Genomic DNA, 22,344 nt, shown 5'->3' with positions numbered 1-22,344 from the left:
CCTTCACCCGGCCGCTGCGCGGCGACCCTCTCCCCGGAGGGGAGAGGAGAGAGCTCATCCTCCCGCCCCTCAATCATCATAGCTATGCCCTGCCCTCAAGCCATCCCGCACCCGTGCGGCGATCGCCAGGAATTCAGGCGTCTCGCGGATGTCGAGCGGCCGCTCTCTCGGCAGCGTCGATTCGATGATGTCGGTGACGCGGCCTGGCCGCGGCGACATCACGACAATGCGCGTCGACAGATAGACCGCCTCGGGTATCGAATGGGTGACGAAGCAGATCGTCTTGTTGGTCCGCGCCCAGAGATCGAGCAGCTGCTCGTTCAGATGGTCGCGCACGATCTCGTCAAGCGCGCCGAACGGCTCGTCCATCAAGAGCAGGTCCGCATCGAAGGCGAGAGCACGCGCGATCGAGGCGCGCTGCTGCATGCCGCCGGAAAGCTGCCAGGGGTATTTCTTCTCGAAGCCGGAAAGGTTGACCAACTCCATCGTGCGCTTGATGCGCTCCGCCTGCTCGACTTGGCTGAGGCCGATGATCTCCAGCGGCAACGCCACGTTGCGCTCGATCGTGCGCCACGGGAACAAGGCCGCCGCCTGGAAGACATAGCCATAGGCGCGTTTCTCGCGCGCCTGCTCCGGCGTCATGCCGTTGACGGAGATCGCCCCGGCGGTCGCCTTCTCCAGATCGGCGATGACGCGCAGCAAGGTGGTCTTGCCGCAGCCGGACGGGCCGATGAAGGAGACGAATTCGCCCTTGCCGATGGTGAGATCGACGTTGGAGAGCGCCTGCACCGGACCGTCATTGGTCTGAAAAGTGAGGCCGAGCTTGCTTGCCGAAACGACGGCTGGCGGCTGTTCGGTCATTGGCTGCAGCCTGCATCTCGCAGCCGCTGCCGCACTGTCCGCAATCCGGTTGATTTTATGATAGCGTTGCTTTCCACTCGTCCTGTCCCACCCGATCGAAGCCGCCCGGAGCCTTGCCGATGTCGCCTAGACCCACCTGTCATCTCGTTCGCCCCGAAAGCACCTATCAGGGCAAGCAGGGGCTGAGCTATTTCGCCGGTATCGCCGCCGAAACCGTCGGTTCCTCCGGCATCTGCATGCATCTTCTCACCATGCCGCCCGGCGCGCGCGCCAAGGCGCACATGCATGAAAGCCACGAGACGGCCATCTACGTGCTCTCCGGCGAAGTCCACACCTGGTACGGCGACCGGCTCGAGCATCACATCGTCGTCAAGGCCGGCGACCTCTTCTACATTCCGGCGGGCGTGCCGCATCTGCCCGCCAACCTGAGCGGCGCCCCATCCTCGGCTGTCATCGCCCGCACCGATCCCAACGAGCAGGAAAGCGTCGTCCTGCTGCCGGAACTGGATGGCCTCGTCGCTTAGGGCATTTTGCAGCCAAGCGGCATCGCTTGGCGTCGCATAAATGCGGCCGGAACGAATACGTCTCACAGGAACGGACGGGATCGCCGTCATTTGCATCGCGCGACTTCGCCCATCACATTGCCGTCCTCGTCGGCCAGCACCAGCTTCTTCGCATTCTTCGCGCTGCGCTTGATGGTGAACTTTACCGGGGCCTGTCCCTCTTCGCCCTCCGCCTCGCACTTTGCCGTCACCACCAGCGATCCATCGGCTTGCGTCTGCTTGTCGCTGAAGGTGCAGGCGCTGCCCGCCGTGATCAGTTCCTTGTCGGTCAGAAGCAGCATCTTGTCGGCGGCCACTTGCTGGCCGTTTCGGTTGATGCAGCCATATTTGTCGCCATAGGGCTTGCTGAGGTCGATGCCGGCGGCAAGAACCTGACCGGCGGCAAGCATCGCGGCCGCCGCGATCGCAAGATGAAGAGCCCGCATGGTCAGACCCCGGTGGCCGGAATGCCGGTTCGCTCGACCTTGCGCGGCGCGGAAATCTCCTTCCAGGTCGACAGCGCCCGGTTGACCGCGGCGTTCGGCTCGCGGGCGACGAACTCGCCATGGCCGGTCTTGGCCTTCACCTCCGCTTCCTCGATCGACAGCTCGCCGCGCGAGAAGACGAAGCGCGGCAGACCGGTCACCTCGACGCCTTCGAAGACGTTGTAATCGATCACCGACTGCTGGTTCTTGGCCGAGATCGTCTTCTTGCGCTTCGGATCCCACACGACGATGTCGGCGTCGGCGCCTTCGACGATCGCGCCCTTCTTCGGATACATGTTGAGGATCTTGGCGATGTTGGTCGAAGTCACCGCGACGAACTCGTTCATCGTCAGCCGCCCGGTGTTGACGCCTCTCGTCCATAGAACCGGCAAGCGGTCCTCGAGGCCGCCGGTGCCGTTCGGGATCTTGGTGAAGTCGCCGATGCCGTTGCGCTTTTGGCTGGTGGTGAAGGAGCAATGGTCGGTCGCCACGACCTGCAGCGAGCCGGCCTGCAAGCCGGCCCACAGCGAATCCTGGTGCCACTTGCTGCGGAAAGGCGGGCTCATCACCCGGCGCGCCGCATGGTCCCAGTCCTTGTTGAAATACTCGGTCTCGTCGAGCGTCAGATGCTGGATCAATGGCTCGCCGTAGACGCGCATGCCCTTCTGGCGGGCACGGCGGATCGCCTCGTGGCTCTGCTCGCAGGAGACATGCACGACATAGAGCGGCACGCCCGCCATGTCGGCGATCATGATGGCGCGGTTTGTCGCCTCGCCCTCCACTTCCGGCGGCCGCGAATAGGCATGTCCCTCCGGACCATTGTTGCCGGCGGCTAAAAGCTTCTGCGAGAGCGCTGCGACCACGTCGCCATTCTCGGCATGGACCAGCGGCAGCGCGCCGAGATCGGCGCAGCGCTGGAACGACGAGTACATCTCGTCGTCATCGACCATCAGCGCGCCCTTATAGGCCATGAAATGCTTGAACGAGGTGATGCCCCGGTCGACGACTTGAGCCATCTCGTCGAACACCTGCTTGCCCCACCAGGTGATCGCCATGTGGAAGGAATAATCGCAGGACGCTTTCGAGGTCTTGTTGTCCCACATCTGCAGCGCTTCCAGCAGCGACTGCTGCGGCGCCGGCAGACAGAAATCGACCACCATGGTCGTGCCGCCGGAGAGCGCCGCGCGGGTGCCGGATTCGAAATCGTCGGCCGAATAAGTGCCCATGAAGGGCATTTCCAGATGGGTGTGCGGATCGATGCCGCCCGGCATGACATAGCAACCCGTGGCGTCGAACTCATGGTCGCCGTGCAGGTTGGAGCCGATGGCGACGATCTTGCCATGCTGCATCAGCACGTCGGCCTTCCAGGTACGGTCGGCGGTAACGATGGTGCCGTTCCGGATGACTTTGGTCATATCTGTTCCCCTGTTCTTTCGCGCTTCTTTGCGAGCGGCGTTGCGAGGTGACTGGTCTAGGCGGTCATTCAACGATTCCAGCTGTCTCGACCACCGCATGGAACAGCACATCGGCGCCCGCCGCCGCCCATTCCTTGGTGATCTCCTCGGCCTCGTTGTGGCTGAGCCCGTCGACGCAGGGGCACATCACCATCGCGGTCGGCGCGACGCGGTTGATCCAGCAGGCGTCGTGGCCGGCGCCGGAAACGATGTTGCGGTGCGTGTAGCCCAGCCTCTCCGCGGCATCGCGGATCGCCTTGACGCAATTCTTGTCGAAGGTGACCGGGTCGAAATGGCCGACCTGCTCGATCTCGTATTTGATATCGAGCGCGTCGCAGATCGTGTCGATGCCCTCGCGGATGCGGCTATCCATGGCATCGAGCACTTCCTTTTCCGGCGAGCGGATGTCGATGGTGAAGACCGTGCGGCCGGCGATGATGTTGCGCGAGTTCGGATAGGCCTGCATGTGGCCGACCGCGCCGACGGCGTCGGGCTGGTAATCCATGGCGATCTCGTGCACCAGCTCGATCACGCGCGCCATGCCGAGCCCGGCATTGCGGCGCTTCGGCATCGGCGTCGAGCCGGTATGCGCTTCCTTGCCGGTCAGAGTCACCTGCAGCCATTTGAGGCCCTGGCCGTGGGTCACGACGCCGATGTCGATGCCCTCGTCCTCGAGGATCGGCCCTTGCTCGATATGCAGTTCGAAGAAGGCGTGGATCTTGCGGTCGCCAACCTTCTCGGTGCCTTTCCAGCCGATGCGTTCGAGCTCCTCGCCGAACTTTTTGCCGTCCTTGTCGACATGCTGGTAGACATCGGCCTGGTCGAGCACGCCGGCGAACACGCCGGACGCCATCATCGCCGGGGCGAAGCGCGCGCCTTCCTCGTTGGTCCAGTTGGTGACGACGATCGGATGCCTGGTCTTGATGCCGAGATCGTTGAGCGAGCGCACGACTTCCAGTCCGCCCAGCACGCCGAGCACGCCGTCATACTTGCCGCCGGTCGGCTGCGTGTCGAGGTGGCTGCCGACATAGACGGGCGGCAGGCTGGGATCGGTGCCCTCGCGGAGGGCAAACATCGTGCCCATCTCGTCGAGGCCCATTTCGAGCCCCGCGGCCTCGCACCAGCGCTTGAACAGATGGCGGCCCTCGCCGTCCTCGTCGGTCACGGTCTGGCGATTGTTGCCGCCGGCAATGCCGGGGCCGATCTTCGCCATCTCCATGATGGAATCCCACAAGCGGTCTGAATTCACTCGCAGATTTTCACCGGGTGCGGCCATTTGCGGTTCCCATTTTCACCAGGGGTCTTGTCGCCCCTTGAGTGGTTTGCATCCTGACCGTATGGTCAGCTTTCAGACTACACAAGCTGACCAAGCGGTCAACGAGAATCTTGGGGGAGACATGAGCGAATCCACCCGTCCCATGCGGCGACAGGACATAAGGCGGGAGAATGAAAAAGCAATTCTGCTCGCCGCCGAAAAGGTGTTTGCGGAAGCCGGGTTCGGCGGCGCCACGATGCAGCTGATCGCCGATCTGGCGGGACTGCCAAAGGCAAATCTCCACTACTATTTCGCCACCAAGGAAGAGCTCTACCGGTCCGTCGTCCAGAACATTTTCGAGATCTGGCTGCAGGCGGCCAATTGCTTCGACGCGGCGCGCGGCCCGGTAGACGGCATCAGCGCCTACATCGACGCCAAGATGGAAATATCGCGTCGCCACCCGGACGGCTCGAAGGTCTGGGCCTCGGAAGTCATGCACGGCGCGCCCGTGCTTCAGGACTATATGGAATCGACGCTGCGCGAATGGACCGACGGTCGCGTCGAGATCATCAGGCGCTGGATCGAGGAGGGCAAGATGGACCCGGTCGACCCGCGTCATCTGCTTTACATGCTCTGGGCCACGACCCAGCATTACGCCGATTTCGGCCACCAGATCGAGACGCTGAACGGCGGCAAGTCGCTCTCCGACCGGCAATGGCGGGAAGCCAAGGAAAACATCAAACGGGTGATCCTGACCGGCATTGGCGCGCAGCCGGCCTGAATCGCACCGAAGGTCGGCGCTGCGGCGTCGACCTCAGCCGGCGGCTTCGCGGACACCCTCCCTCCACGGCAGAGTGTCCGCTCCGGCTTGTCAGTCGATCGACCTCAGCACCTCACGCACATGGTCGATGAGTTCGTTGATCTGGCCCTTGGTGATGATCAGCGGCGGCGACAGCGCGATGATGTCGCCGGTGGTGCGGATCAGCGCGCCGCGTTCGAACGCTTTGACGAAGGCTGAGAAGGCCCGCTTGGTCGGGCTGCCGGCGATCGGCGCCAGCTCGATCGCGCCGATCAGGCCGATGTTGCGGATGTCGATGACATGCGGCTCGCCCTTCAGCGAATGCAGCGCGTCCTCCCAGTAAGGCGCCAGTTCCTCGCCGCGGGTCAAAAGGCCCTCTTCCTTGTAGGTGTCGAGCGTGCCGAGCGCCGCGGCGCAGGCGATCGGATTGCCCGAATAGGTGTAGCCGTGGAAGAACTCGATCATGTGCTCCGGGCCGGTCATGAAGGCGTCGTGGATCTCTTTCTTGACGAACACCGCGCCCATCGGGATGACGCCGTTGGAGACGCCCTTGGCGGTGGTCATGATGTCCGGCGTGACCCCGAAATAGTCCGCCGCGAACGGCGTGCCGAGGCGGCCGAAGCCGGTGATCACTTCATCGAAAATCAACAATATGCCGTGCTTCGTGCAAATTTCCCGAAGCTTCTGCAGATAGCCCTTCGGCGGCAGGATGACGCCGGTGGAGCCGGCGACCGGCTCGACGATGACGGCAGCGATGGTCGAGGCGTCATGCAAGGCGACGAGACGCTCCAGCTCATTGGCGAGCTCCGCGCCATGTTCCGGAACGCCCTTCGAGAAGGCGTTCTTCTCCGGCAAATGCGTATGCGGCAGATGATCGACGCCGCCGAGCAGCGTGCCGAACATCTTGCGGTTGGAGACGATGCCGCCGACCGAGATGCCGCCGAAATTGACGCCGTGATAGCCGCGCTCGCGGCCGATCAGGCGGGTGCGCGAGCCCTCGCCGCGAACGCGGTGATAGGCGATCGCCATCTTGAGCGCGGTGTCCACCGATTCCGATCCGGAATTGGTGAAGAAAACATGGTCCATACCCTTGGGCGCGATATCGACTAGCCGGTTCGCCAGCTCGAACACGATCGGGTGGCCCATCTGGAAAGCCGGCGCGTAGTCGAGCTCGGCGGCCTGGTTCTGGATCGCCTCGGTGATCTTCGGCCGGCAGTGGCCGGCGTTGACGCACCACAGGCCCGCGGTGCCGTCGAGCACCTTGCGGCCGTCGCTGGTGGTGTAGTGCATGTCCTTGGCGGACACGAACATGCGCGGCGCCTGCTTGAACTGGCGGTTTGCCGTGAATGGCATCCAAAATGCGCTGAGATCGTTCGGCGTGACTTTCAGCCGGTTGGACATGACCAGGACTTCCCCTTGTAAGCGTGTTTCGGTGCGGCCAACGCTTGGTCTTCGCTGCGTTTTCGTGCTACGCAAATTTTTGACCGGTTGGACAAACGTTAGCACCGCCTGTCGGCGGTCAAGGGATTACTAGCGGAAATGCGGCATAAAAAGCGCGCTCCACAGCCCAAGGAAAAACTGGTCCAGACAATTGGTCCAGAGAGCTCGCGCGAAGACGGATGACGGCGGCGATGGAAGGCTCCGCTCCCCGCCGCACCCGCATCCAGCAGGAAAAGCGCGAGCTGATCCTGGAAGCCGCGCTCGAAGTCTTCTCCGCCAACGGGTTTCGCGGCTCGACCATCGACCAGATCGCCGAAGCCGCCGGCATGTCGAAGCCCAACCTTCTCTATTACTTCCGCCGCAAGGAGGACATTCACGAGACGTTGATGCAGCGTCTGCTCGACACCTGGCTGGCGCCATTGCGCGAGCTTGACGACATCGGCGATCCGCTGACGGAGCTCAGAAGCTATATCCGCAGGAAGCTGGAGATGGCGCGCGATTTTCCGCGCGAAAGCCGGCTGTTCGCCAACGAGATCCTGCAGGGCGCGCCGCGCATCAAGCCGATGCTGGAGGGCGAGCTGAAGACGCTGGTCGACGAGAAGGCCGCCGTCATCAAGGGCTGGATGCGCGCCGGCAAGATCGCCCGCACCGATCCCTGGCACCTGATCTTCTCGATCTGGGCGACGACGCAGCACTATGCCGATTTCGACGTCCAGGTGCGCGCCGTGCTCGGCGCCGACCGCGGCGGCGACGGCCGCTTCGAGGACGCGGCGCGGTTTCTGGAGCAGCTGTTCCTGGATGGGCTGAAGCCGAAGGGCTAGCGTCTCGCCGGACGGGGCCGTTTTGCCAGCCGGTTGGCTGTTGCTGTCCTTCGAGATTAGCCGAAGCCTCTCAGCTTCGTCATCCACGGGCGGAGCAAGGAGCGAAGCGACGCAGCGCAGACCCGAGGATCCATTCCGTGACCTCGAAGCGACGCGACGATCCAGAATTCTGCACCGCTGGCACCCACGGCAAAAGTAACGGAATGGATCCTCGGGTCTCCGCGTCCGCTTCGCTCCCGCTCCGCCCGTGGATGACGAAGTTGAGGGGCCTGCGACCTACTAACCTCACGCGCTACGACGCTCGGATGGCAGGTCGTCAAGCAGCTTCTTGAGCTTCACCACCGAGTTCTGCTCCGCCAGCGGCGTGTAGACGATCAGCCGCATGTCCGAACCGTCGTCGATCGACAGGCTCATATGCTCGAACGTCATCGCACCGGCGATCGGATGCCGCAGACGCTTCAGGCCGGAGAGTCGGTGCACCACATCGCGCTGCGGCCACCATTCGCGGAACTCGGGGCTTGAGCGCATCATCAACTCGATCAGCCGCTCGAAATCCGGATCGCCGGTGTATTTCGCGCTCTCGGCGCGGAAGGCGGCAAGGGTCGCGCGCGCCAGCTGTTCCCAATCCACCAGCAGATGTCGCCGGTGCGGATCGGTGAAGACGCCATGGATGATGTTGCGGGCGTCGCCCTCCAGCAGGCCGTAATCGCCGAAAATAGCGACGGCCGCATCGTTCCATGCCAGCACGTCCCAGCGCGGGCCGACGACATAGGCGGGCTGCAGGACCAGGCTCTGCAGCATGTGCAGCAGCGGCCCCTCGACCTTGCCCTGCACGATGCGGCGCCGCTCCGGCTGCTGGCGGCCGGCGAGCGTGAACAGATGCCGCTGCTCGGCGGCGTCGAGCCGCAACGCTTCGCAGAGCGCTGAGAGCACCTCGACCGAAGGCCGCACGTCCCTGCCCTGCTCCAGCCATGTGTACCAGGTCGTGCCGACACCGGCGATCATCGCCACTTCCTCACGCCGCAGGCCCGGCGTGCGCCGCCGCGCGCCGCAGGCGATACCGGCGGTATCCGGCGAAAGCCGCTCGCGACGGGAACGCAGGAAGGCGCCGAGCTCGCGCCGGCGATGATCTTCGGGGGAATGGGTAACGGCATCCATACGCCTATTATAGCAGTACCGATACCAGGATAAAGTTTGAACTGTTTGCGGCCCGCGCAATGTCCCATCTTTGCGTTCAGAGCAGCGCAAGGAGGCTCCGGACATGGAACTCAACAATAAAACAATTCTCGTCACCGGCTCGACCGACGGCGTCGGCCGCGTGGTCGCCGAGCGGCTCGGCGCCGGCGGCGCCCGCGTGCTGGTGCATGGCCGCGACGAAAGCCGCGGCAAGACGATCGTAGCCGCCATAGAGGCAAAAGGCGGCAAGGCGGAATTCCTCGCCGCCGACCTCGCTTCGCTTGCCGAAGTGCGCCGTCTCGCCGAAGCGGTGCGCGCAAGGACCGATCGGCTCGAAGTCCTGATCAACAATGCCGGCGTCGGCACCGGCGGCCAGGCCGCGAGCCGGCAGGTCAGCGCCGACGGCTATGAACTGCGCTTCGCCGTCAACTATCTCGCGGGCTTCCTGCTGACGTCGGAGCTCTTGCCGCTCATCAAGGCAAGCGCGCCGGCGCGCATCGTCAATGTCGCCTCGGCCGGCCAGCAGGCGATCGATTTCGACGACATCATGCTGACCCAAGGCTATAGCGGCGTGCGCGCCTATTGCCAGAGCAAGCTGGCGCAGATCCTGTTCACCATCGATCTGGCGGAACAGCTCGACGGCACAGGCATCACGGTCAATGCTCTGCACCCGGCAAGCTACATGGACACAACGATGGTGCGGCAGGCCGGGGTCACGCCATGGAGCTCGGTCGAGACCGGCGCCGACGCCATTCTCAACCTGGCAACATCGCCGGCGCTGGAAAGCCGCAGCGGCCGTTACTTCGACGGCCAGCGGGAGTCGCGCGCCGACGCCCAGGCCTATGACGAGAAAGCCCGCCGCCGGCTGCGCGCGCTTAGCCTCGAGCTGATCGGGCAATCTTCCGCAACATCCAGGGAAAAGCACTCATGAGCGAGACCACCGAACACTGCGTCGTCATCGGCGGCTCGTCCGGCATCGGCCTTGCCACGGCCAAAAGGCTGGTCAGCCCCACGATGAAAGTCACGATCACCGGCCGTAACGAGGAGAAATTGAAGAGCGCCTGGAAGAGCCTCGACGGCACCGTCGGCAAGGCCGCCTTCGACGCCACCAAGCTGGACGAGGTCCGGAATTTCTTCGAGCGCCTCGGACCCTTAGATCACCTGGTTCTCGCCGCCAGCGGCGGCAAGGGCCTGGGACCGTTCGCGACGCTCGACCTCGCCGATATCGGCAGCGGCGTCGACGAAAAGATCCGGCCGCAACTCTCCTGCCTGCAGGCGGCCCTGCCGACCTTGAACAAAGCCGGATCGGTGACTTTCATCTCGGCCGTGTCGGCGCAGATTGCCGCGCCCGGCGTCGCCGGCATCGGCGCCATCAACGGCATGCTTTTGACCGTCGCGCCGATCCTCGCCGTCGAGCTGAAGCCTTTGCGCGTCAATGTCGTGGCGCCCGGCGTCATCGACACGCCCTGGTGGGACTTTTTGCCGGACGACCAGCGGCAGGCGGTGTTTGCCGAATATGCCGGCAAGACGCCGGTCGGCCGCATCGGCCGCGCCGAGGACGTCGCCGAGGCGATCGCCTTCCTGGTCTCGAACAGCTTCATGACCGGTCAGGTGCTGACCTGCGACGGCGGCCTGCGCTTTGCTGCGTGACAATGAGGCGCGCGGATCTCTCATCCGCGCGCCAGGCCGTTCGATCAGGCGGCCCTGGCTGCCGGCATCGGATGAATCGCGTGGAAGGGAATGCACAGCCGGTTCCAGGTGTTGATCATGCCGAGCGCGACCGAGAGCTTGACCAGTTCCTCTTCCGAGAAATGCTCGAGCGTGCGGGCGTAGAGCTCGTCCGATACGCCATTGTCGGCGATCAGCGTCACCGCTTCGGTCCAGGCAAGGGCGGCGCGCTCGCGCTCGGAAAACAGCGGCGATTCCTTCCAGGCCGCGACGAGATAAAGCCGCGTTTCGGTCTCGCCGTCGCGCCTCGCCTCACGGCTGTGCATTTCGACGCAATATGAGCAGCCATTGATCTGCGATGCCCTGAGCTTGATCAGGTGCAGCAGGCTCACTTCCAGCCCGCATTCGTCGACGGCCTTGTTGAGCGCCGACACCGCCTTCATGATTTCCGGCGCCTTGGCAAAGAACTGCAGTCTCTGTTTCATCGTCTTTTCCTTCCGGGTTTTTGGTGGGGTTAGAGGTTCAAATCTGCTTCGGTGAAGCGGATTTCTGGCGCCGCTGGTGACGCTCGACGAAGGCGCAACTCGCGGCATAGGATCGCGGATCGCCTTCGGCCGCGTACTCCGCCACGATGTCGGACAGCTTCACTTCGGCGAGCGCCGCTCGATACGCGCGCTCGGCCTTGAGCATCGCGGCATTGATGCCGCAAGGCTTCACATAGGCCGAGGCGTCGATCTTGACCGGGCCGCGCTGGCGGATCTCGCCGCAACGGAAGGCGGGCTCCCTGCCCTCCACTGCAAGCACAATGTCGAGCAGCGTGATGCGCTCGGCCGCCCGCGCCAGCCTGTAGCCGCCCGCCGGTCCCGGCACCGATTCCAGGATGCGCGCCGCCGTGAGCTGGTTGAGATGCTTGAGCAGATAGCTCGGCGACAGACCAAACGCCTCAGCCAACGCCGCGCCCGGCATCGTGCTGTTGCCATCAACGCTGGCCAGCGTCGCCGCGCAATGGATTGCCGCCTCAACGCCATCGCCCAGTTTCATTATGCTGATCTCCTACTCATGGATATCTTTTATCGTGGATAATTTTTATCTGCAATGGAAAAATGAAGATTGCCCGCAGATTCGCAATGACAGAGTGAGGGAGAATTGGCGCTTCGCGGGACTTGGGTTCCTCGCACCCCGCAAAGCGGGGGAGAGGTGGCCCGGCGAAGCCGGGACGGAGAGGGGGACGCCTTCTGTGAGCTCAGAGTCGGTGAAGAATGAGGTGTTAGCAAGATAAACAGGCGGTCAGGAGCCTGGACTAGTTCCCATCCGTCCCGAAGACCCCTCTCCGTCCCAGCTTCACCGGGCCACCTCTCCCCACTTCGTCTACGGCATGCACACGTTTCCAAGCGGCCTGGCCTTTGGCGATAGCGTGCATGGCAGTTTGGCGCATGCGTTGTCTTATGTAGCGCTGGTCGACCCCCACTCCGTCTCGGCTTCGCCGAGCCACCTCTCCCCCGATCGACGGGGTAGAGGAAGGCGCCAAGCTTTTTGCCGTCAACGCTCGTCCAGCAACGCTCCCTTCCTTTCCCTCCGGGGGGGGAAAGGTGGCGCTGCGAAGCAGCGACGGATTGGGGGAACCACGTCGCAATCAAGGCTCGGCCTGATCAGTCGCGCCAGTCACAGAAGATCTGTGCCCACTACGTGGGGCGAGGAACCAATCCTACTCCGCAGCCACCTTGGCCATCGGATTGTTGGGGTGCGTGGTCCAATTGGCGTAGACCGGCGACACCGGCAAGCCGGTGCGCTGGTCGAGCACGCCGGCGGCCAGCGGCTGCATGGTGATGCAGCCCTCCACCGGACAGACATTGACGCAAAGGTTGCAGCCGACGCATTCGGCTTCGATCACCTCGAAATGCCTGACACCGTCGACCATGCTGGTGATCGCCTGATGCGAGGTGTCCTCGCAGGCGATGTGGCAGCGGCCGCATTTGATGCAGGCATCCTGGTCGATATGCGCCTTGGCGACATAGTTGAGGTTGAGATACTGCCAGTCGGTGACATTGGGCGTGGCACGGCCGATGATGTCGGAGAGCGAGGCGTGACCCTTCTCGTCCATCCAGTTCTCCAGCCCCGCGATCATTTCCTGCACGATCTTGAAGCCATAGGTCATCGCCGCCGTGCAGACCTGCACGTTGCCGGCGCCGAGCGCCATGAATTCGGCGGCGTCGCGCCAGGTGGTGATGCCGCCGATGCCTGAGATCGGCAGGCCATGCGTTTCCGGATCGCGGGCGATCTCGGCCACCATGTTCATGGCGATCGGCTTCACCGCCGGGCCGCAATAGCCGCCATGCGAGCCCTTGCCATCGATGGTCGGCTGCGGCGCGAAACTGTCGAGATCGACGCCGGTGATCGAGTTGATGGTGTTGATCAGCGACACCGCATCGGTGCCGCCGGCATGAGCCGCGCGGGCCGGCTTGCGGATGTCGGTGATGTTGGGCGTCAGCTTGGTGAGGACCGGCATGCGCGTGTACTGTTTGCACCAGCGCACGACCATCTCGATATATTCCGGCACCTGGCCGACCGCCGAGCCCATGCCGCGCTCGCTCATGCCGTGCGGGCAGCCGAAATTGAGCTCGATGCCGTCGGCGCCGGTCTCCTCGACCAGCGGCAGGATCGCCTTCCAGCTCTCCTCCACGCAAGGCACCATGATCGAGGCGATCAGCGCCCGGTCCGGCCAGTTCATCTTGACCTGCTTCATCTCGCGCAGATTGGTTTGCAGGTCGCGGTCGGTGATCAGCTCGATGTTGTTGAGGCCAAGCAGGCGGCGGTCGGCGCCCCAGATAGCACCGTAGCGCGGGCCGTTGACGTTGACGACCGGCGGGCCCTCCTCGCCCAGCGTCTTCCATACCACGCCGCCCCAGCCGGCCTTGAAGGCGCGCTCGACATTGTAGGCCTTGTCGGTCGGCGGCGCCGAGGCCAGCCAGAACGGGTTGGGCGATTTGATGCCGACGAAATTGTTGCGGATGTCTGCCATGCTCATGCCCTCCCGTTAGAGGTCAGCGCCCGGTGGATGCTCTCGGCCGCGTCGCGCCCGTGCGCCACCGCCGAGACAGTCAAATCGTCGCCGCCGAAAATGCAGTCGCCGCCGGCCCAGACTTTTGCCAGCGAGGTGCGGCCTTCGGCATCGACCTTGATGCGGCCGCCTTCGAGCTCGATCTGTTCCGCGCTGCCGTTGAGATGCGCCGGCACGAAGCTCTGGCCGATCGCCTTGAACACCTGGTCGGCATTGAGCCGCAGCGTTTCGCCAGTGCCGATAAGCTTGTCGCCGCTCATGGCGGTGTATTCGAGCTCGATGGCCGACACCTTGCCGTTCTCGGCAATGACGCGCTTCGGCTGCAGCCAGTGGCGGATGGTGACGCCGTTGGCGGCGGCCAGATCCTGCTCGAACTCCGAAGCATTCATATGCTCCTGGCCGCGCCGGTAGCAGATCGTCACCTCTTCCGCGCCAAGCAGCTTCGACTGCACCGCGGCGTCGATTGCCGTCATGCCGCCGCCGATGACGACGACGCGCCGGCCGACCGGCAGGCCGGAAAGATCGCTCGTCTGGCGCAGTTCCGAGATGAATTCCACCGCGTTGGCGACGCCGTCGGCGTCCTCGCCATCGGCGCGCAGCGCGTTGACGCCGCCAAGCCCCATGCCGAGGAAAACCGCATCATAGTTCCGGATCAGGTCGGCAAGCTGGAAGTCGCGGCCGAGCGCCTTGCCGTTCTGGATGTCGATGCCGCCGATCGCGGTGACATAGTCCACTTCCGCCTGGGCGAAATCGTCGACGCTCTTATAGGCGGCGATGCCGTACTCGTTGAGCCCGCCGGCCTTCGGGCGCGCCTCGAGGATCGTCACATCATGGCCGTGGCGGGCAAGCCGATGCGCCGCCGCCAGCCCCGCCGGGCCGGCGCCGACCACGGCGATGCTCTTCCCGGTCGGTTCGGCGCGCTTGTAGAACTGCTTGCCCTCGCCCATGGCGACATCGGTGGCATAGCGCTGCAGCCGGCCGATCTGCACCGGCTTGCCTTCGGCGACCTCGCGCACGCAGGCCTCTTCGCACAGCGTCTCGGTCGGGCAGACGCGGGCGCACATGCCGCCGAGAATATTCTGGTCGAAGATCGTCTTGGCCGAGCCCAGCGGATTGCCCGTCGCGATCTGCCGAATGAATAGCGGGATGTCGATCGACGTCGGGCACGCGTTCATGCAAGGGGCGTCGTAGCAGAAATAGCAGCGATCGGACTCGACCAGCGCCTCGTGATGATCGAGCGGCGGATGCAGGTCGGAAAAATTGTCGGCATATTGCTCGGAAGACAGCCGGCCGCCGGCAATGCCTTCGATGAAATGACCAGTCGCCATTCCAGTTCCCCTTGTTGTCGTTTTGGGGAAGGCTAGCACGTTTTATTTTTTTATCAATTGGTCAATTTTCGGCCAAGCCACTGTATTGTTTGCGCAAAAACATGATGAATGTAGTCATGTTATAGCCGGCTCGGCAACCTTTGCTGTGTCATGGCTTGCGACGCTGTGGCCATGGATGGACCGGATCTCGTCCGCCACCAGTTCCTGCAGCCGCACAGATTGCGGTCATGGATGCCAAAGGTCTCGAGGTGGCTGACGGTGTTGTAGAGATATTCGGCGCCAGAGCCGACATGGCCGCAGGCGCGTGCCAGTATCTTCGCCACGCTTTCCAGCGGCTGCCCGAGCGAAGTGCCCTTGCCGGTCACGCCGACCCAGAAGCCGAGCGCCCGCAAAGACCCTTGCGCCGTTCTTACCGGAACCCAGCGGACCGAGCTGACGCTTTCGTGGTCGTCGATTTCACGCCGCAGCAATCGCTCGATCTGGGCTGGTTTCTCGCCCTCCGGCAAACGATAGATAACCCCGTCGCAGCGCCCGCCCCGTTCCAGCGCCATCATCAATCCAGGCTGCTCGCGGCTGCCGCGCCAGCGCTTTATGTCGAGGCAGAACGAGCGGTGCCAGCCATGCGCGGCCGCGCGCCTTTGCTCGACCGATTCGAAGGCCGGCTTCCAGATCAGCGAGCCATAGGCGAACACCCACAGCGGACCGTCGTCGGCTTCGCCGGACAGGCGCATGGCAAGCGTCCGGAAATCATCATCGCTTAGCTGTGTCCAGCTGCCGTCGGGACCAGGGTCGACCTCGTCGCGATGGCACAAGGCCACGAGCTCAGGCGTGAGTGACATTCGACGCATGAAGACAGCCCCCTCTTTGAGGCCAGCAAAGTCGAAAAGCGCCGGATACGCAAGATCGTGGGCCTAATGCATGTCAGCGAGAAGTGTGCAGCGGTTCTGGGTGACAACGACATGCATCAAGACAAGGACTTAAAGCGCGCCGCCTGAATCCGTTTCAGCGCGACGCGATTTAAGCCGCTTGCCGTCCTCGAATTCTGGCCCAGATGTCGGATTCCTGTCGTCAGGATCGTCCTAGGGCGTGTTGAGATTCAGGTCAGGCCGCGCCGAAACGGGGGTTTTCGAGAACCGGAGCGGAGCGTACTCAAGTACGTGAGCACCGGAAGCGCAGGAAGCCGCCATTTGCAGGCCGGCATCACCTGGACATCAACATACCTTAGGATGGATCGAACAACGATCGCTGCCTGAACCGGTGAGGAGACCGACCATGCCGAAATCCCCGCAACCTTTCTTCTGGTACGAGTTGATGACCACCGACCTCGACGCCGCCGAGGCTTTCTACACCGCCGTTGTCGGCTGGCGGGCCGAGCCTTTCGACAAGGCGCCCGGCATGCCCCGCTACATCGTCGTGAACTCCGCCATGCGCGGCGTCGGCGGGCTGATGACGATGCCGGAAGAGCCCGCCAAGATGGGCATGCCGCCAGCCTGGATGGGCTACATCTACACCAAGGATGTCGACGCCTCGACGCAAGCGCTCAAGGACGCCGGCGGCGCCGTCCACCGCGCGCCGGACGACATTCCGGGCGTCGGCCGCTTCGCCGTCGTCGCGGACCCGCAAGGGGCTTCCTTCATGTTCCTGCAGCCTAATCAGGCCGAGCAGCCGCCGGTGCCGGCGACCACGCCCGGCCATGTCGGTTGGCATGAGCTCTACACATCGGACTGGAAAGCCGCCTTCGATTTCTATTCCAGCCAGTTCGGCTGGGAGAGCGCCGGCCAGTTCGACATGGGCGAGATGGGCATCTACCAGACTTTTGGCGCCGGCCCCGAATCCGGCGGCGGCATCATGAACAAGCCGCCGCAGATCCCGGTTCCCGTCTGGCAGTTCTATTTCAACGTCGACGCCATCGACGCCGCCGCCAAGCGCGTCACCGACAATGGCGGCAAAGTCATCATGGGTCCGATGGACGTGCCGAGCGGCCAGTGGATCATCCAGTGCCAGGACCCGCAAGGCGCGCATTTCGCGCTGCTGGCACCGGTTCGATAATAGCACCACTCGGCGGTCTGGCGCTGGATCATTCCGGCGTCAGTACCGCCAGCTTCAGATCGGCTTTCTTGGCGCCGCTGAGCTGGACGACGGCCGCTCCGCCCTGGAGCTTGGAACGCACGCTTTTGCGAATGCCCGGGCAGGTCTTCACGCCGCTGAAAGCCGCCGATTTCACGATCTTGCCATCCTGCACGACATCGATCCAGGCCTCGTCGGACAGGCTGAACTGCAGCTCGCCTTCAGGCGGCACGGTCACATTTGCCGTCGCGCCGAAGGTGCCGGCTTTCGGTGCACGGTCAGGCGGCACTTCAAAGCTGACCGTGTCGACAGCCGCGAGCGAGAAATCCACCGCTTCGCCGACCGTCAGGGTGGCGCCGGATTGGGCGGCGGGCGCGGCCGGAAACAGGGCCTGCTCACGTTCAACCGGCCATTTGAAGGCGTCGCAGCCGGTATCCGCGGCTGCGGCGAAGCTGGTGCCTGCAAGGATTGCGAATAGGCTGATGGCGACTTTTCTCATGGTTAAGAAACCTGCCTGGTTTGATGCGTCACCCCTAGTCATACAACCATAAGGATACATATGCAACCATAGAGAGAAGAAACATGGGGTTGAAACCATTTCCACTCACCGATTGTTGATGGCAGGCCACGGGAAGTGAGTGGTCCGTCGCCGGGCGATAATCTAAGGCCGAGCGGGATAGAACGGAGTTCTAGATGAAGCTTTTCGAAAGCCTGGCTCGGTACAGCCCGCAGGCGCTGGGTGTGTTGCGCATCATGACCGCCTTGCAGTTCGTCGAACACGGCTCGCAGAAACTGTTCAACTTCCCGGTCAGCGCCGAGCCGCACGTCCTCACCGGGCTGACGACGGCTGCCGGTATTCTCGAATTCGCCGGTGGCATCCTGCTGGCGCTCGGCCTCTTCACCCGCCCGGTCGCTTTCCTCCTGGCCGGCGAAATGGCGATCGCCTATTTCATGGCGCACATGCCGCGCGACTTCTTCCCCGTCAACAACGGCGGCGACTTGGCGATCTCCTTCTGCTTCATCTTCCTCTATCTGATCTTCGCCGGGGCCGGCGCCTTCGCGCTGGATAACCGCCGCAGCGCCTGAAGCATCGAAGGGTGCGCGCCTGGAGGCTTTTTGTTTTGACGCAATTCCGGATCGGAAACCGCTTCGCACTTTTCCTGGAATTGCTCTAGAGCATGATCCCGAAAAGTGGGAACCGGTTTTCGGAAAAGATCATGCTCCAACAAAGAGTTAGAGCAGGATGACGATTCAACGAAACGTCATCCTGCTCTAGCCGCGCATCCGCTCGAAATTGGCGTCGAACAGCGGCGCCGCCTGGATGCGCGCCGCATGGCGCTTGCCGAGGATCTCGATCTCGAAACCGTCCGGTCTGTCGGCGATCTCCTTGGGCACATAACCCATCGCGACCGACTTCTTCGAGTGATGCGCATAGCCGCCCGAGGTGACCCAGCCGCGCACAACGCCGTCATGCCAGATCGCCTCGTCACCGATCACATCGGCATCGGTGGCGTCGACGATGAAGCTGCGCAGCCTGAGCTTGCCGCCGTCTTTGCGCTCGGTAAGTGCTGCTTCCTTGCCGATGAAATCAGCGTCCTTGCCATAGGCGACGAAGCGGTCGAGCCCGGCCTCAAGCGGCCCATAGATCGGCCGGTACTCGCGCGCCCATGAGCCATAGTTCTTCTCGAGTCTCAGCGCATTGAGCGCGCGCGAGCCGAACAGGCCGATGCCTGACGCTTCGCCCGCGGCCAGCAGCGCCTGGTATGCGGCGCGCTGATATTCGGGCGCTACCCAGATCTCGTAGCCGAGATCGCCGGTGTAGCTGACACGGCCTACCAGGCATGGTGCCATGCCGATATCCATCCGCACAACCGCCATGAAAGGGAACGCCGCGTTGGAGACATCGGCGCGGGTGACCTTGGCGAGCACTTCTCTGGCCTTCGGTCCGGCGATCGCAAGGCCGGTGAGCTTCTGTCCCAGCGCCTCGATTTGCACCGAGCCGTCCTTCGGCAGATGCGCCTCGAACCAGCGCATGTGGTATTGCTCGGCGATGCCGGAGCCGGCGATGAACCACTCTGCGTCGTCGATATTGGCCAAAGTGAAATCGCCGATGAGTCTGCCGTCGTCCTTCAGCATCGGCGCCAAGGTCATGCGGCCGCGCTTTGGCAGCCTGCAGGCAAGCATGCGGTCGAGCCAGGCGGCCACGCCCTCGCCGGTCACCTTGTATTTGGCGAAGTTCGAGATCTCCGACAGGCCGACGCCGTCGCGCACCGCCGCGACTTCCTTGGCAACATGGTCGAAGTCGGTCGAGCGCCGCCACGAGAACTCGTCCTTGACGCCGTCCGGCGCATACCAGAGCGGCACTTCGAGCCCATAGGACACGCCCCATTGCGCGCCCTTGGCCGACAGCGTGTCATAGAGAGGCGTCGTCTTCAGCGGCCGCCCGGCCGGCAGTTCCTCATTCGGGAAGCGGATCGAGAAACGACGCGAATAATTCTCGCGCACCTTGGCGTTGGTGTAGGCTATCGTCGCCCAGTCGCCGTAGCGCGCCACATCCATCGCCCAGATGTCGGCGCCCGGATCACCCTCGATCATCCAGTTGGAGAGCGCGAGCCCCACGCCGCCGCCCTGGCTGAATCCGGCCATGACGCCGCAGGCGACCCAGAAGCCCGGCAGGCCGCGCACCGGGCCGACCAGCGGATTGCCGTCCGGCGCAAAGGTGAAGGGGCCGTTGATGATCTGCTTGATGCCGGTTTTCTGGAAGGCGGGGAAATGGCGGAAGCCGACTTCGAGCGACGGCGCGATGCGGTCGATGTCCGGCTCCAGGAGCTCATGGCCGAAATTCCAGGGTGTCTGGAACTCGGACCAGACCTTGTTGGCCTTCTCGTAAGTGCCCATCAGCATGCCGCCGCGCTCCTGGCGCAGATAGAGCTCGCCGTCGAAGTCCACGGCATGAATGATCTCGGTGCCGGTCTTCTTGTTCCAGTCGGCGACCTCCGGCATGTCCTCGGTGATCAGGTACATGTGTTCCATGGCCAGCACCGGCAGCTCGAGCCCGACCATGCGGCCGACCTCGCGCGCCCACAGCCCGCCGGCATTGACGACGTGCTCGGCAATGATATCCCCCTTGTTGGTGATGATCCGCCACAGCCCGTCGGGACGGCGCACGATGTCCTCGACCTTGGTGAAGCGCTCGACCTCGGCCCCCAGTTTCCGCGCCGCCTTGGCATAGGCATGCGTCACGCCGGACGGGTCGAGATGGCCGTCCTCCTTGTTGCGGACGGCGCCGACAAACTGGCTGGGATCGATGAGCGGCATCAGTTCCGCCGCTTCCTTGGCCGAGATCACTTCGAGGTCGATGCCGAGATAGCGGCCCTTGGACACCACGCCGCGCAGCCAGTCGAGCCGCGCTTCGGTCGCCGCTAGTAGCACGCCGCCCGTGAGGTGCACGCCGGTGGCTTGCCCCGACAGTTCCTCGATCTCCTTGTAGAGCGAGATCGTGTATTTCTGCAGCTTGGCGACGTTGGGGTCGCCGTTGATGGTGTGCATGCCGCCGGCCGCGTGCCAGGTCGAGCCGGACGTCAGTTCGTCGCGCTCCAGAAGCACGACGTCGGTCCAGCCATGGCGGGCAAGATGGAACAGCACCGAGCATCCGACGACACCGCCGCCGATGACCACGACCTTTGCATGCGACTTCATGGACTTTTCTCGTTGGTTCAGTAAGTTGAGAGATTGAAATGAATCAGGATGGGAAGCTGTTCCCTCACGGCTCACCCTGCCCGATCGCTTCCTTGCGGCGCGCCATATAGGCTTCGAGCGCCTCGCGCACCGCGGGATCCATGGCCGGCTGGACATATTCCTCCAGCGCCTTCTTCCACAGCCGCGTCGCGCGCGCCGTCGTGTCGAGCGCACCCGCCTCCTGCCAGGCCTCGTAATTCTGCCAGTTGGAAAGCATCGGCTGGTAGAAGGCGGTGGCGTAGCGCTCCAGCGTGTGCGGCTCGCCGAAGAAATGGCCGCCGGTCGGCACCGCGCCGAGCGCCTCGACCGCAAGTTCCGCCTCGTCGACGACGATCGGCCGCAGGAACTCCATCATGTGCTGGATCATCTCGACATCGATGATGAGCTTTTCGAACGACGCCGTCAGCCCACCTTCCTGCCAGCCGGCGGCGTGGTAGACGAGATTGCCGTGGCCGAGCACCGCGCCCCACAGCGCCATCAGCGTCTCGTAGGCGCCCTGCGCATCGGCGGCATTGGAGGCCGAGCCAGGCGTCGTGCGGTAAGGCAATTTGTAACGCCGCGCCAACTGCCCGGAAGCGATGTTGGCCTTGGTGTTCTCCGGCGTGCCGAAGGCGGGCGCGCCCGACTTCATGTCGACATTGGAAGTGAAGGCGCCATACATCACCGGCGCACCCGGACGCACCAGCTGCGTCAGCACGATGCCGAACAGCGCTTCGGCATTCTGCTGCGCCAGCGCGCCGGCCAGCGTTACCGGGCTCATCGCCCCCATCAGCGTGAACGGCGTCACCGCCACCGACTGGCCGTATTCGGCCATCGTCATCAGCCCTTCGGCCATCATCTCGTCGAAGCGGCGCGGCGAGTTGACCGAAATGATGGTGGTGACGCCGGGGTCCTCTCCCATCTGCTCAAGCGTCAGCCCGCGCGCGATCGCCATCATCTCGATGCCGTCTAGCGCCCTGCCCCGCCCGATCGCCGAGACGTGGAAGCATTTGTCGGTCAGCGTCAGATTGGCGAAATAGGTATCCATATGCCTGGTGTTCGCCGGCAGCTCGACCGGGGCGCAGACCTGGTTGCCCAGCATGTGGATGCAGTTGAAATGCTGCGCCAGCCGGACGAGGTCCGAGTAGTCGGCGAGGTTGCCGGCGCGGCGGCCGCGTTCCATGTCATGCACATTGGGCGGCCCGGCGACGAGCGTGAAGTTGATGGTGCTGCCGCCAAGACGGATGGCGTGCTCCGGGTTTCGGGGCGTCAGCGTGTAGGCCGAGCGCGTCGACTTCAGCGCCTCCTCGACCATGCCGCGGTCGACGCGCACATTCATCGAGCCGTGGTCGACCTTGGCGCCGGCGCGCTCGAACAGCGACAGGGCGCGTGCGCTCATCACCTCGATGCCGAAATTCTCCAGTATGTGCATCGATGCCTGGTGGATGGCTTCGATCTGCTCGGCCGACAGCAGCGCCATCGGCGGATAGGGATTCTCCACCCGCCGCGCCGGCAGTTGCGGGATGGCGGCTGGTCCCCGGTTGCTGGTGCGCTCGGCGCCCCGCTTGCGTCTTGGTTCGCTCATGCGCGCATCAGAGCGCCGGCATCGCATGCGAGCTGTCAGAAATTCGCCATTTGCCGGCGCGATTTTAGCCAAGGCGGCATTTTTCAAA

At 63.8% G+C, this 22,344-nt stretch carries 20 protein-coding genes and 1 pseudogene; 7 read left to right on the top strand and 14 right to left on the bottom strand.

The window, feature by feature from the left end; all coding sequences use genetic code 11:
• Window positions 1-69: 69 nt before the first annotated feature.
• Window positions 70-861: an ABC transporter ATP-binding protein gene (locus CK219_RS22535; protein WP_095768956.1), complete on the bottom strand. Its 792-nt coding sequence runs from the start codon at window positions 859-861 to the stop codon at window positions 70-72.
• Window positions 862-974: 113 nt separating this feature from the next.
• Between CK219_RS22535 and CK219_RS22530 the strand changes: the two genes are divergently transcribed.
• Window positions 975-1,385 (top strand): cupin domain-containing protein, encoded by a 411-nt coding sequence (locus tag CK219_RS22530; protein ID WP_176477124.1) that lies wholly within the window; start codon window positions 975-977, stop codon window positions 1,383-1,385.
• A gap of 86 nt (window positions 1,386-1,471) precedes the next feature.
• On the opposite strand, the gene CK219_RS22525 is transcribed toward CK219_RS22530, so the two are convergent.
• From CK219_RS22525 to CK219_RS22515, 3 genes are all read right to left on the bottom strand, one after another.
• The gene (locus tag CK219_RS22525) at window positions 1,472-1,849 is read right to left on the bottom strand and encodes a hypothetical protein (RefSeq protein WP_095768954.1); all 378 of its coding nucleotides are present in this window, start codon (window positions 1,847-1,849) and stop codon (window positions 1,472-1,474) included.
• 2 nt (window positions 1,850-1,851) lie between these two features.
• Window positions 1,852-3,303 (bottom strand): dihydropyrimidinase, encoded by a 1,452-nt coding sequence (gene hydA / locus CK219_RS22520; protein ID WP_095768953.1) that lies wholly within the window; start codon window positions 3,301-3,303, stop codon window positions 1,852-1,854.
• 64 nt (window positions 3,304-3,367) lie between these two features.
• Window positions 3,368-4,618 (bottom strand): Zn-dependent hydrolase, encoded by a 1,251-nt coding sequence (locus CK219_RS22515; protein ID WP_095768952.1) that lies wholly within the window; start codon window positions 4,616-4,618, stop codon window positions 3,368-3,370.
• A gap of 121 nt (window positions 4,619-4,739) precedes the next feature.
• Here CK219_RS22515 and CK219_RS22510 point away from each other — a divergent pair, with 121 nt between their 5' ends.
• The gene (locus CK219_RS22510; protein ID WP_095768951.1) at window positions 4,740-5,378 is read left to right on the top strand and encodes a TetR/AcrR family transcriptional regulator; all 639 of its coding nucleotides are present in this window, start codon (window positions 4,740-4,742) and stop codon (window positions 5,376-5,378) included.
• Window positions 5,379-5,468: 90 nt separating this feature from the next.
• Here the strand turns inward: CK219_RS22510 and CK219_RS22505 are convergent, their stop codons facing one another.
• Window positions 5,469-6,797: an aspartate aminotransferase family protein gene (locus CK219_RS22505; protein WP_095768950.1), complete on the bottom strand. Its 1,329-nt coding sequence runs from the start codon at window positions 6,795-6,797 to the stop codon at window positions 5,469-5,471.
• 230 nt (window positions 6,798-7,027) lie between these two features.
• On the opposite strand from CK219_RS22505, the gene CK219_RS22500 reads away from it, so the two are divergent.
• The gene (locus tag CK219_RS22500; protein WP_095769027.1) at window positions 7,028-7,657 is read left to right on the top strand and encodes a TetR family transcriptional regulator C-terminal domain-containing protein; all 630 of its coding nucleotides are present in this window, start codon (window positions 7,028-7,030) and stop codon (window positions 7,655-7,657) included.
• A 285-nt stretch (window positions 7,658-7,942) separates the two neighbouring features.
• Here the strand turns inward: CK219_RS22500 and CK219_RS22495 are convergent, their stop codons facing one another.
• Window positions 7,943-8,815 (bottom strand): helix-turn-helix transcriptional regulator, encoded by an 873-nt coding sequence (locus tag CK219_RS22495; protein ID WP_095768949.1) that lies wholly within the window; start codon window positions 8,813-8,815, stop codon window positions 7,943-7,945.
• Window positions 8,816-8,918: 103 nt separating this feature from the next.
• On the opposite strand from CK219_RS22495, the gene CK219_RS22490 reads away from it, so the two are divergent.
• Together CK219_RS22490 and CK219_RS22485 are read left to right on the top strand one after the other, a co-directional pair.
• Window positions 8,919-9,764 (top strand): SDR family oxidoreductase, encoded by an 846-nt coding sequence (locus tag CK219_RS22490; RefSeq protein WP_095768948.1) that lies wholly within the window; start codon window positions 8,919-8,921, stop codon window positions 9,762-9,764.
• A complete protein-coding gene (locus tag CK219_RS22485) occupies window positions 9,761-10,483 on the top strand; it encodes an SDR family oxidoreductase (protein ID WP_095768947.1) in 723 nt (240 codons plus the stop codon). Before CK219_RS22490 ends, CK219_RS22485 begins: the two co-directional genes overlap by 4 nt.
• A gap of 44 nt (window positions 10,484-10,527) precedes the next feature.
• On the opposite strand, the gene CK219_RS22480 is transcribed toward CK219_RS22485, so the two are convergent.
• The 5 genes and pseudogenes from CK219_RS22480 to CK219_RS22455 form a co-directional block, all read right to left on the bottom strand.
• Window positions 10,528-10,986, bottom strand: coding sequence for a carboxymuconolactone decarboxylase family protein (locus CK219_RS22480; RefSeq protein ID WP_095768946.1), 459 nt, complete (start codon window positions 10,984-10,986; stop codon window positions 10,528-10,530).
• Between the two features lie 37 nt (window positions 10,987-11,023).
• Window positions 11,024-11,542 (bottom strand): Rrf2 family transcriptional regulator, encoded by a 519-nt coding sequence (locus tag CK219_RS22475; RefSeq protein ID WP_095768945.1) that lies wholly within the window; start codon window positions 11,540-11,542, stop codon window positions 11,024-11,026.
• 664 nt (window positions 11,543-12,206) lie between these two features.
• On the bottom strand, window positions 12,207-13,520 hold the full coding sequence (gene preA, locus CK219_RS22465; protein WP_095768943.1) for an NAD-dependent dihydropyrimidine dehydrogenase subunit PreA: 1,314 nt from the start codon (window positions 13,518-13,520) through the stop codon (window positions 12,207-12,209).
• 2 nt (window positions 13,521-13,522) lie between these two features.
• Window positions 13,523-14,887, bottom strand: coding sequence for an NAD(P)-dependent oxidoreductase (locus CK219_RS22460; RefSeq protein ID WP_095768942.1), 1,365 nt, complete (start codon window positions 14,885-14,887; stop codon window positions 13,523-13,525).
• Between the two features lie 114 nt (window positions 14,888-15,001).
• Window positions 15,002-15,735: pseudogene (locus tag CK219_RS22455) on the bottom strand (gamma-glutamylcyclotransferase).
• Window positions 15,736-16,159: 424 nt separating this feature from the next.
• On the opposite strand from CK219_RS22455, the gene CK219_RS22450 reads away from it, so the two are divergent.
• On the top strand, window positions 16,160-16,936 hold the full coding sequence (locus tag CK219_RS22450) for a VOC family protein (protein ID WP_095768941.1): 777 nt from the start codon (window positions 16,160-16,162) through the stop codon (window positions 16,934-16,936).
• Between the two features lie 28 nt (window positions 16,937-16,964).
• Here CK219_RS22450 and CK219_RS22445 read toward each other — a convergent pair whose 3' ends face one another.
• Window positions 16,965-17,552, bottom strand: a complete 588-nt coding sequence (locus CK219_RS22445) for a hypothetical protein (RefSeq protein WP_348628343.1) — start codon at window positions 17,550-17,552, stop codon at window positions 16,965-16,967.
• A 95-nt stretch (window positions 17,553-17,647) separates the two neighbouring features.
• Here CK219_RS22445 and CK219_RS22440 point away from each other — a divergent pair, with 95 nt between their 5' ends.
• Window positions 17,648-18,040 (top strand): DoxX family protein, encoded by a 393-nt coding sequence (locus CK219_RS22440; protein ID WP_095768939.1) that lies wholly within the window; start codon window positions 17,648-17,650, stop codon window positions 18,038-18,040.
• A 186-nt stretch (window positions 18,041-18,226) separates the two neighbouring features.
• Here the strand turns inward: CK219_RS22440 and CK219_RS22435 are convergent, their stop codons facing one another.
• Both CK219_RS22435 and CK219_RS22430 read right to left on the bottom strand, forming a co-directional pair.
• Complete coding sequence (locus CK219_RS22435; RefSeq protein WP_095768938.1) at window positions 18,227-20,653, bottom strand: FAD-dependent oxidoreductase; 2,427 nt, start codon at window positions 20,651-20,653, stop codon at window positions 18,227-18,229.
• A gap of 64 nt (window positions 20,654-20,717) precedes the next feature.
• Entirely contained in the window at window positions 20,718-22,256 is a 1,539-nt protein-coding gene (locus tag CK219_RS22430; RefSeq protein ID WP_095768937.1) for a trimethylamine methyltransferase family protein, read from the bottom strand.
• Window positions 22,257-22,344 lie beyond the last annotated feature (88 nt).

Origin of the sequence: Mesorhizobium sp. WSM4313 (genome assembly GCF_002294725.1) — a bacterium.
In the GTDB taxonomy this organism is placed as follows: domain Bacteria; phylum Pseudomonadota; class Alphaproteobacteria; order Rhizobiales; family Rhizobiaceae; genus Mesorhizobium.
Note: the sequence above shows the minus strand (reverse complement) of the source record. Positions and strands in the feature narration are given on the sequence as shown.

Excerpts from the sequence above, each read along its gene's own strand:
- CK219_RS22490 (WP_095768948.1), top strand. The coding sequence starts at position 8,919 with ATGGAACTCAACAATAAAACAATTCTCGTCACCGGCTCGACCGACGGC.
- preA (WP_095768943.1), bottom strand. The coding sequence starts at position 13,520 with ATGGCAGACATCCGCAACAATTTCGTCGGCATCAAATCGCCCAACCCG.
- CK219_RS22430 (WP_095768937.1), bottom strand. The coding sequence starts at position 22,256 with ATGAGCGAACCAAGACGCAAGCGGGGCGCCGAGCGCACCAGCAACCGG.
- CK219_RS22445 (WP_348628343.1), bottom strand. The coding sequence starts at position 17,552 with ATGGTTTCAACCCCATGTTTCTTCTCTCTATGGTTGCATATGTATCCT.
- CK219_RS22460 (WP_095768942.1), bottom strand. The coding sequence starts at position 14,887 with ATGGCGACTGGTCATTTCATCGAAGGCATTGCCGGCGGCCGGCTGTCT.
- CK219_RS22440 (WP_095768939.1), top strand. The coding sequence starts at position 17,648 with ATGAAGCTTTTCGAAAGCCTGGCTCGGTACAGCCCGCAGGCGCTGGGT.
- CK219_RS22435 (WP_095768938.1), bottom strand. The coding sequence starts at position 20,653 with ATGAAGTCGCATGCAAAGGTCGTGGTCATCGGCGGCGGTGTCGTCGGA.
- CK219_RS22500 (WP_095769027.1), top strand. The coding sequence starts at position 7,028 with ATGGAAGGCTCCGCTCCCCGCCGCACCCGCATCCAGCAGGAAAAGCGC.
- CK219_RS22535 (WP_095768956.1), bottom strand. The coding sequence starts at position 861 with ATGACCGAACAGCCGCCAGCCGTCGTTTCGGCAAGCAAGCTCGGCCTC.
- CK219_RS22475 (WP_095768945.1), bottom strand. The coding sequence starts at position 11,542 with ATGAAACTGGGCGATGGCGTTGAGGCGGCAATCCATTGCGCGGCGACG.
- CK219_RS22510 (WP_095768951.1), top strand. The coding sequence starts at position 4,740 with ATGAGCGAATCCACCCGTCCCATGCGGCGACAGGACATAAGGCGGGAG.
- CK219_RS22450 (WP_095768941.1), top strand. The coding sequence starts at position 16,160 with ATGCCGAAATCCCCGCAACCTTTCTTCTGGTACGAGTTGATGACCACC.
- CK219_RS22480 (WP_095768946.1), bottom strand. The coding sequence starts at position 10,986 with ATGAAACAGAGACTGCAGTTCTTTGCCAAGGCGCCGGAAATCATGAAG.
- CK219_RS22485 (WP_095768947.1), top strand. The coding sequence starts at position 9,761 with ATGAGCGAGACCACCGAACACTGCGTCGTCATCGGCGGCTCGTCCGGC.
- CK219_RS22515 (WP_095768952.1), bottom strand. The coding sequence starts at position 4,618 with ATGGCCGCACCCGGTGAAAATCTGCGAGTGAATTCAGACCGCTTGTGG.
- CK219_RS22505 (WP_095768950.1), bottom strand. The coding sequence starts at position 6,797 with ATGTCCAACCGGCTGAAAGTCACGCCGAACGATCTCAGCGCATTTTGG.
- CK219_RS22495 (WP_095768949.1), bottom strand. The coding sequence starts at position 8,815 with ATGGATGCCGTTACCCATTCCCCCGAAGATCATCGCCGGCGCGAGCTC.
- CK219_RS22525 (WP_095768954.1), bottom strand. The coding sequence starts at position 1,849 with ATGCGGGCTCTTCATCTTGCGATCGCGGCGGCCGCGATGCTTGCCGCC.
- hydA (WP_095768953.1), bottom strand. The coding sequence starts at position 3,303 with ATGACCAAAGTCATCCGGAACGGCACCATCGTTACCGCCGACCGTACC.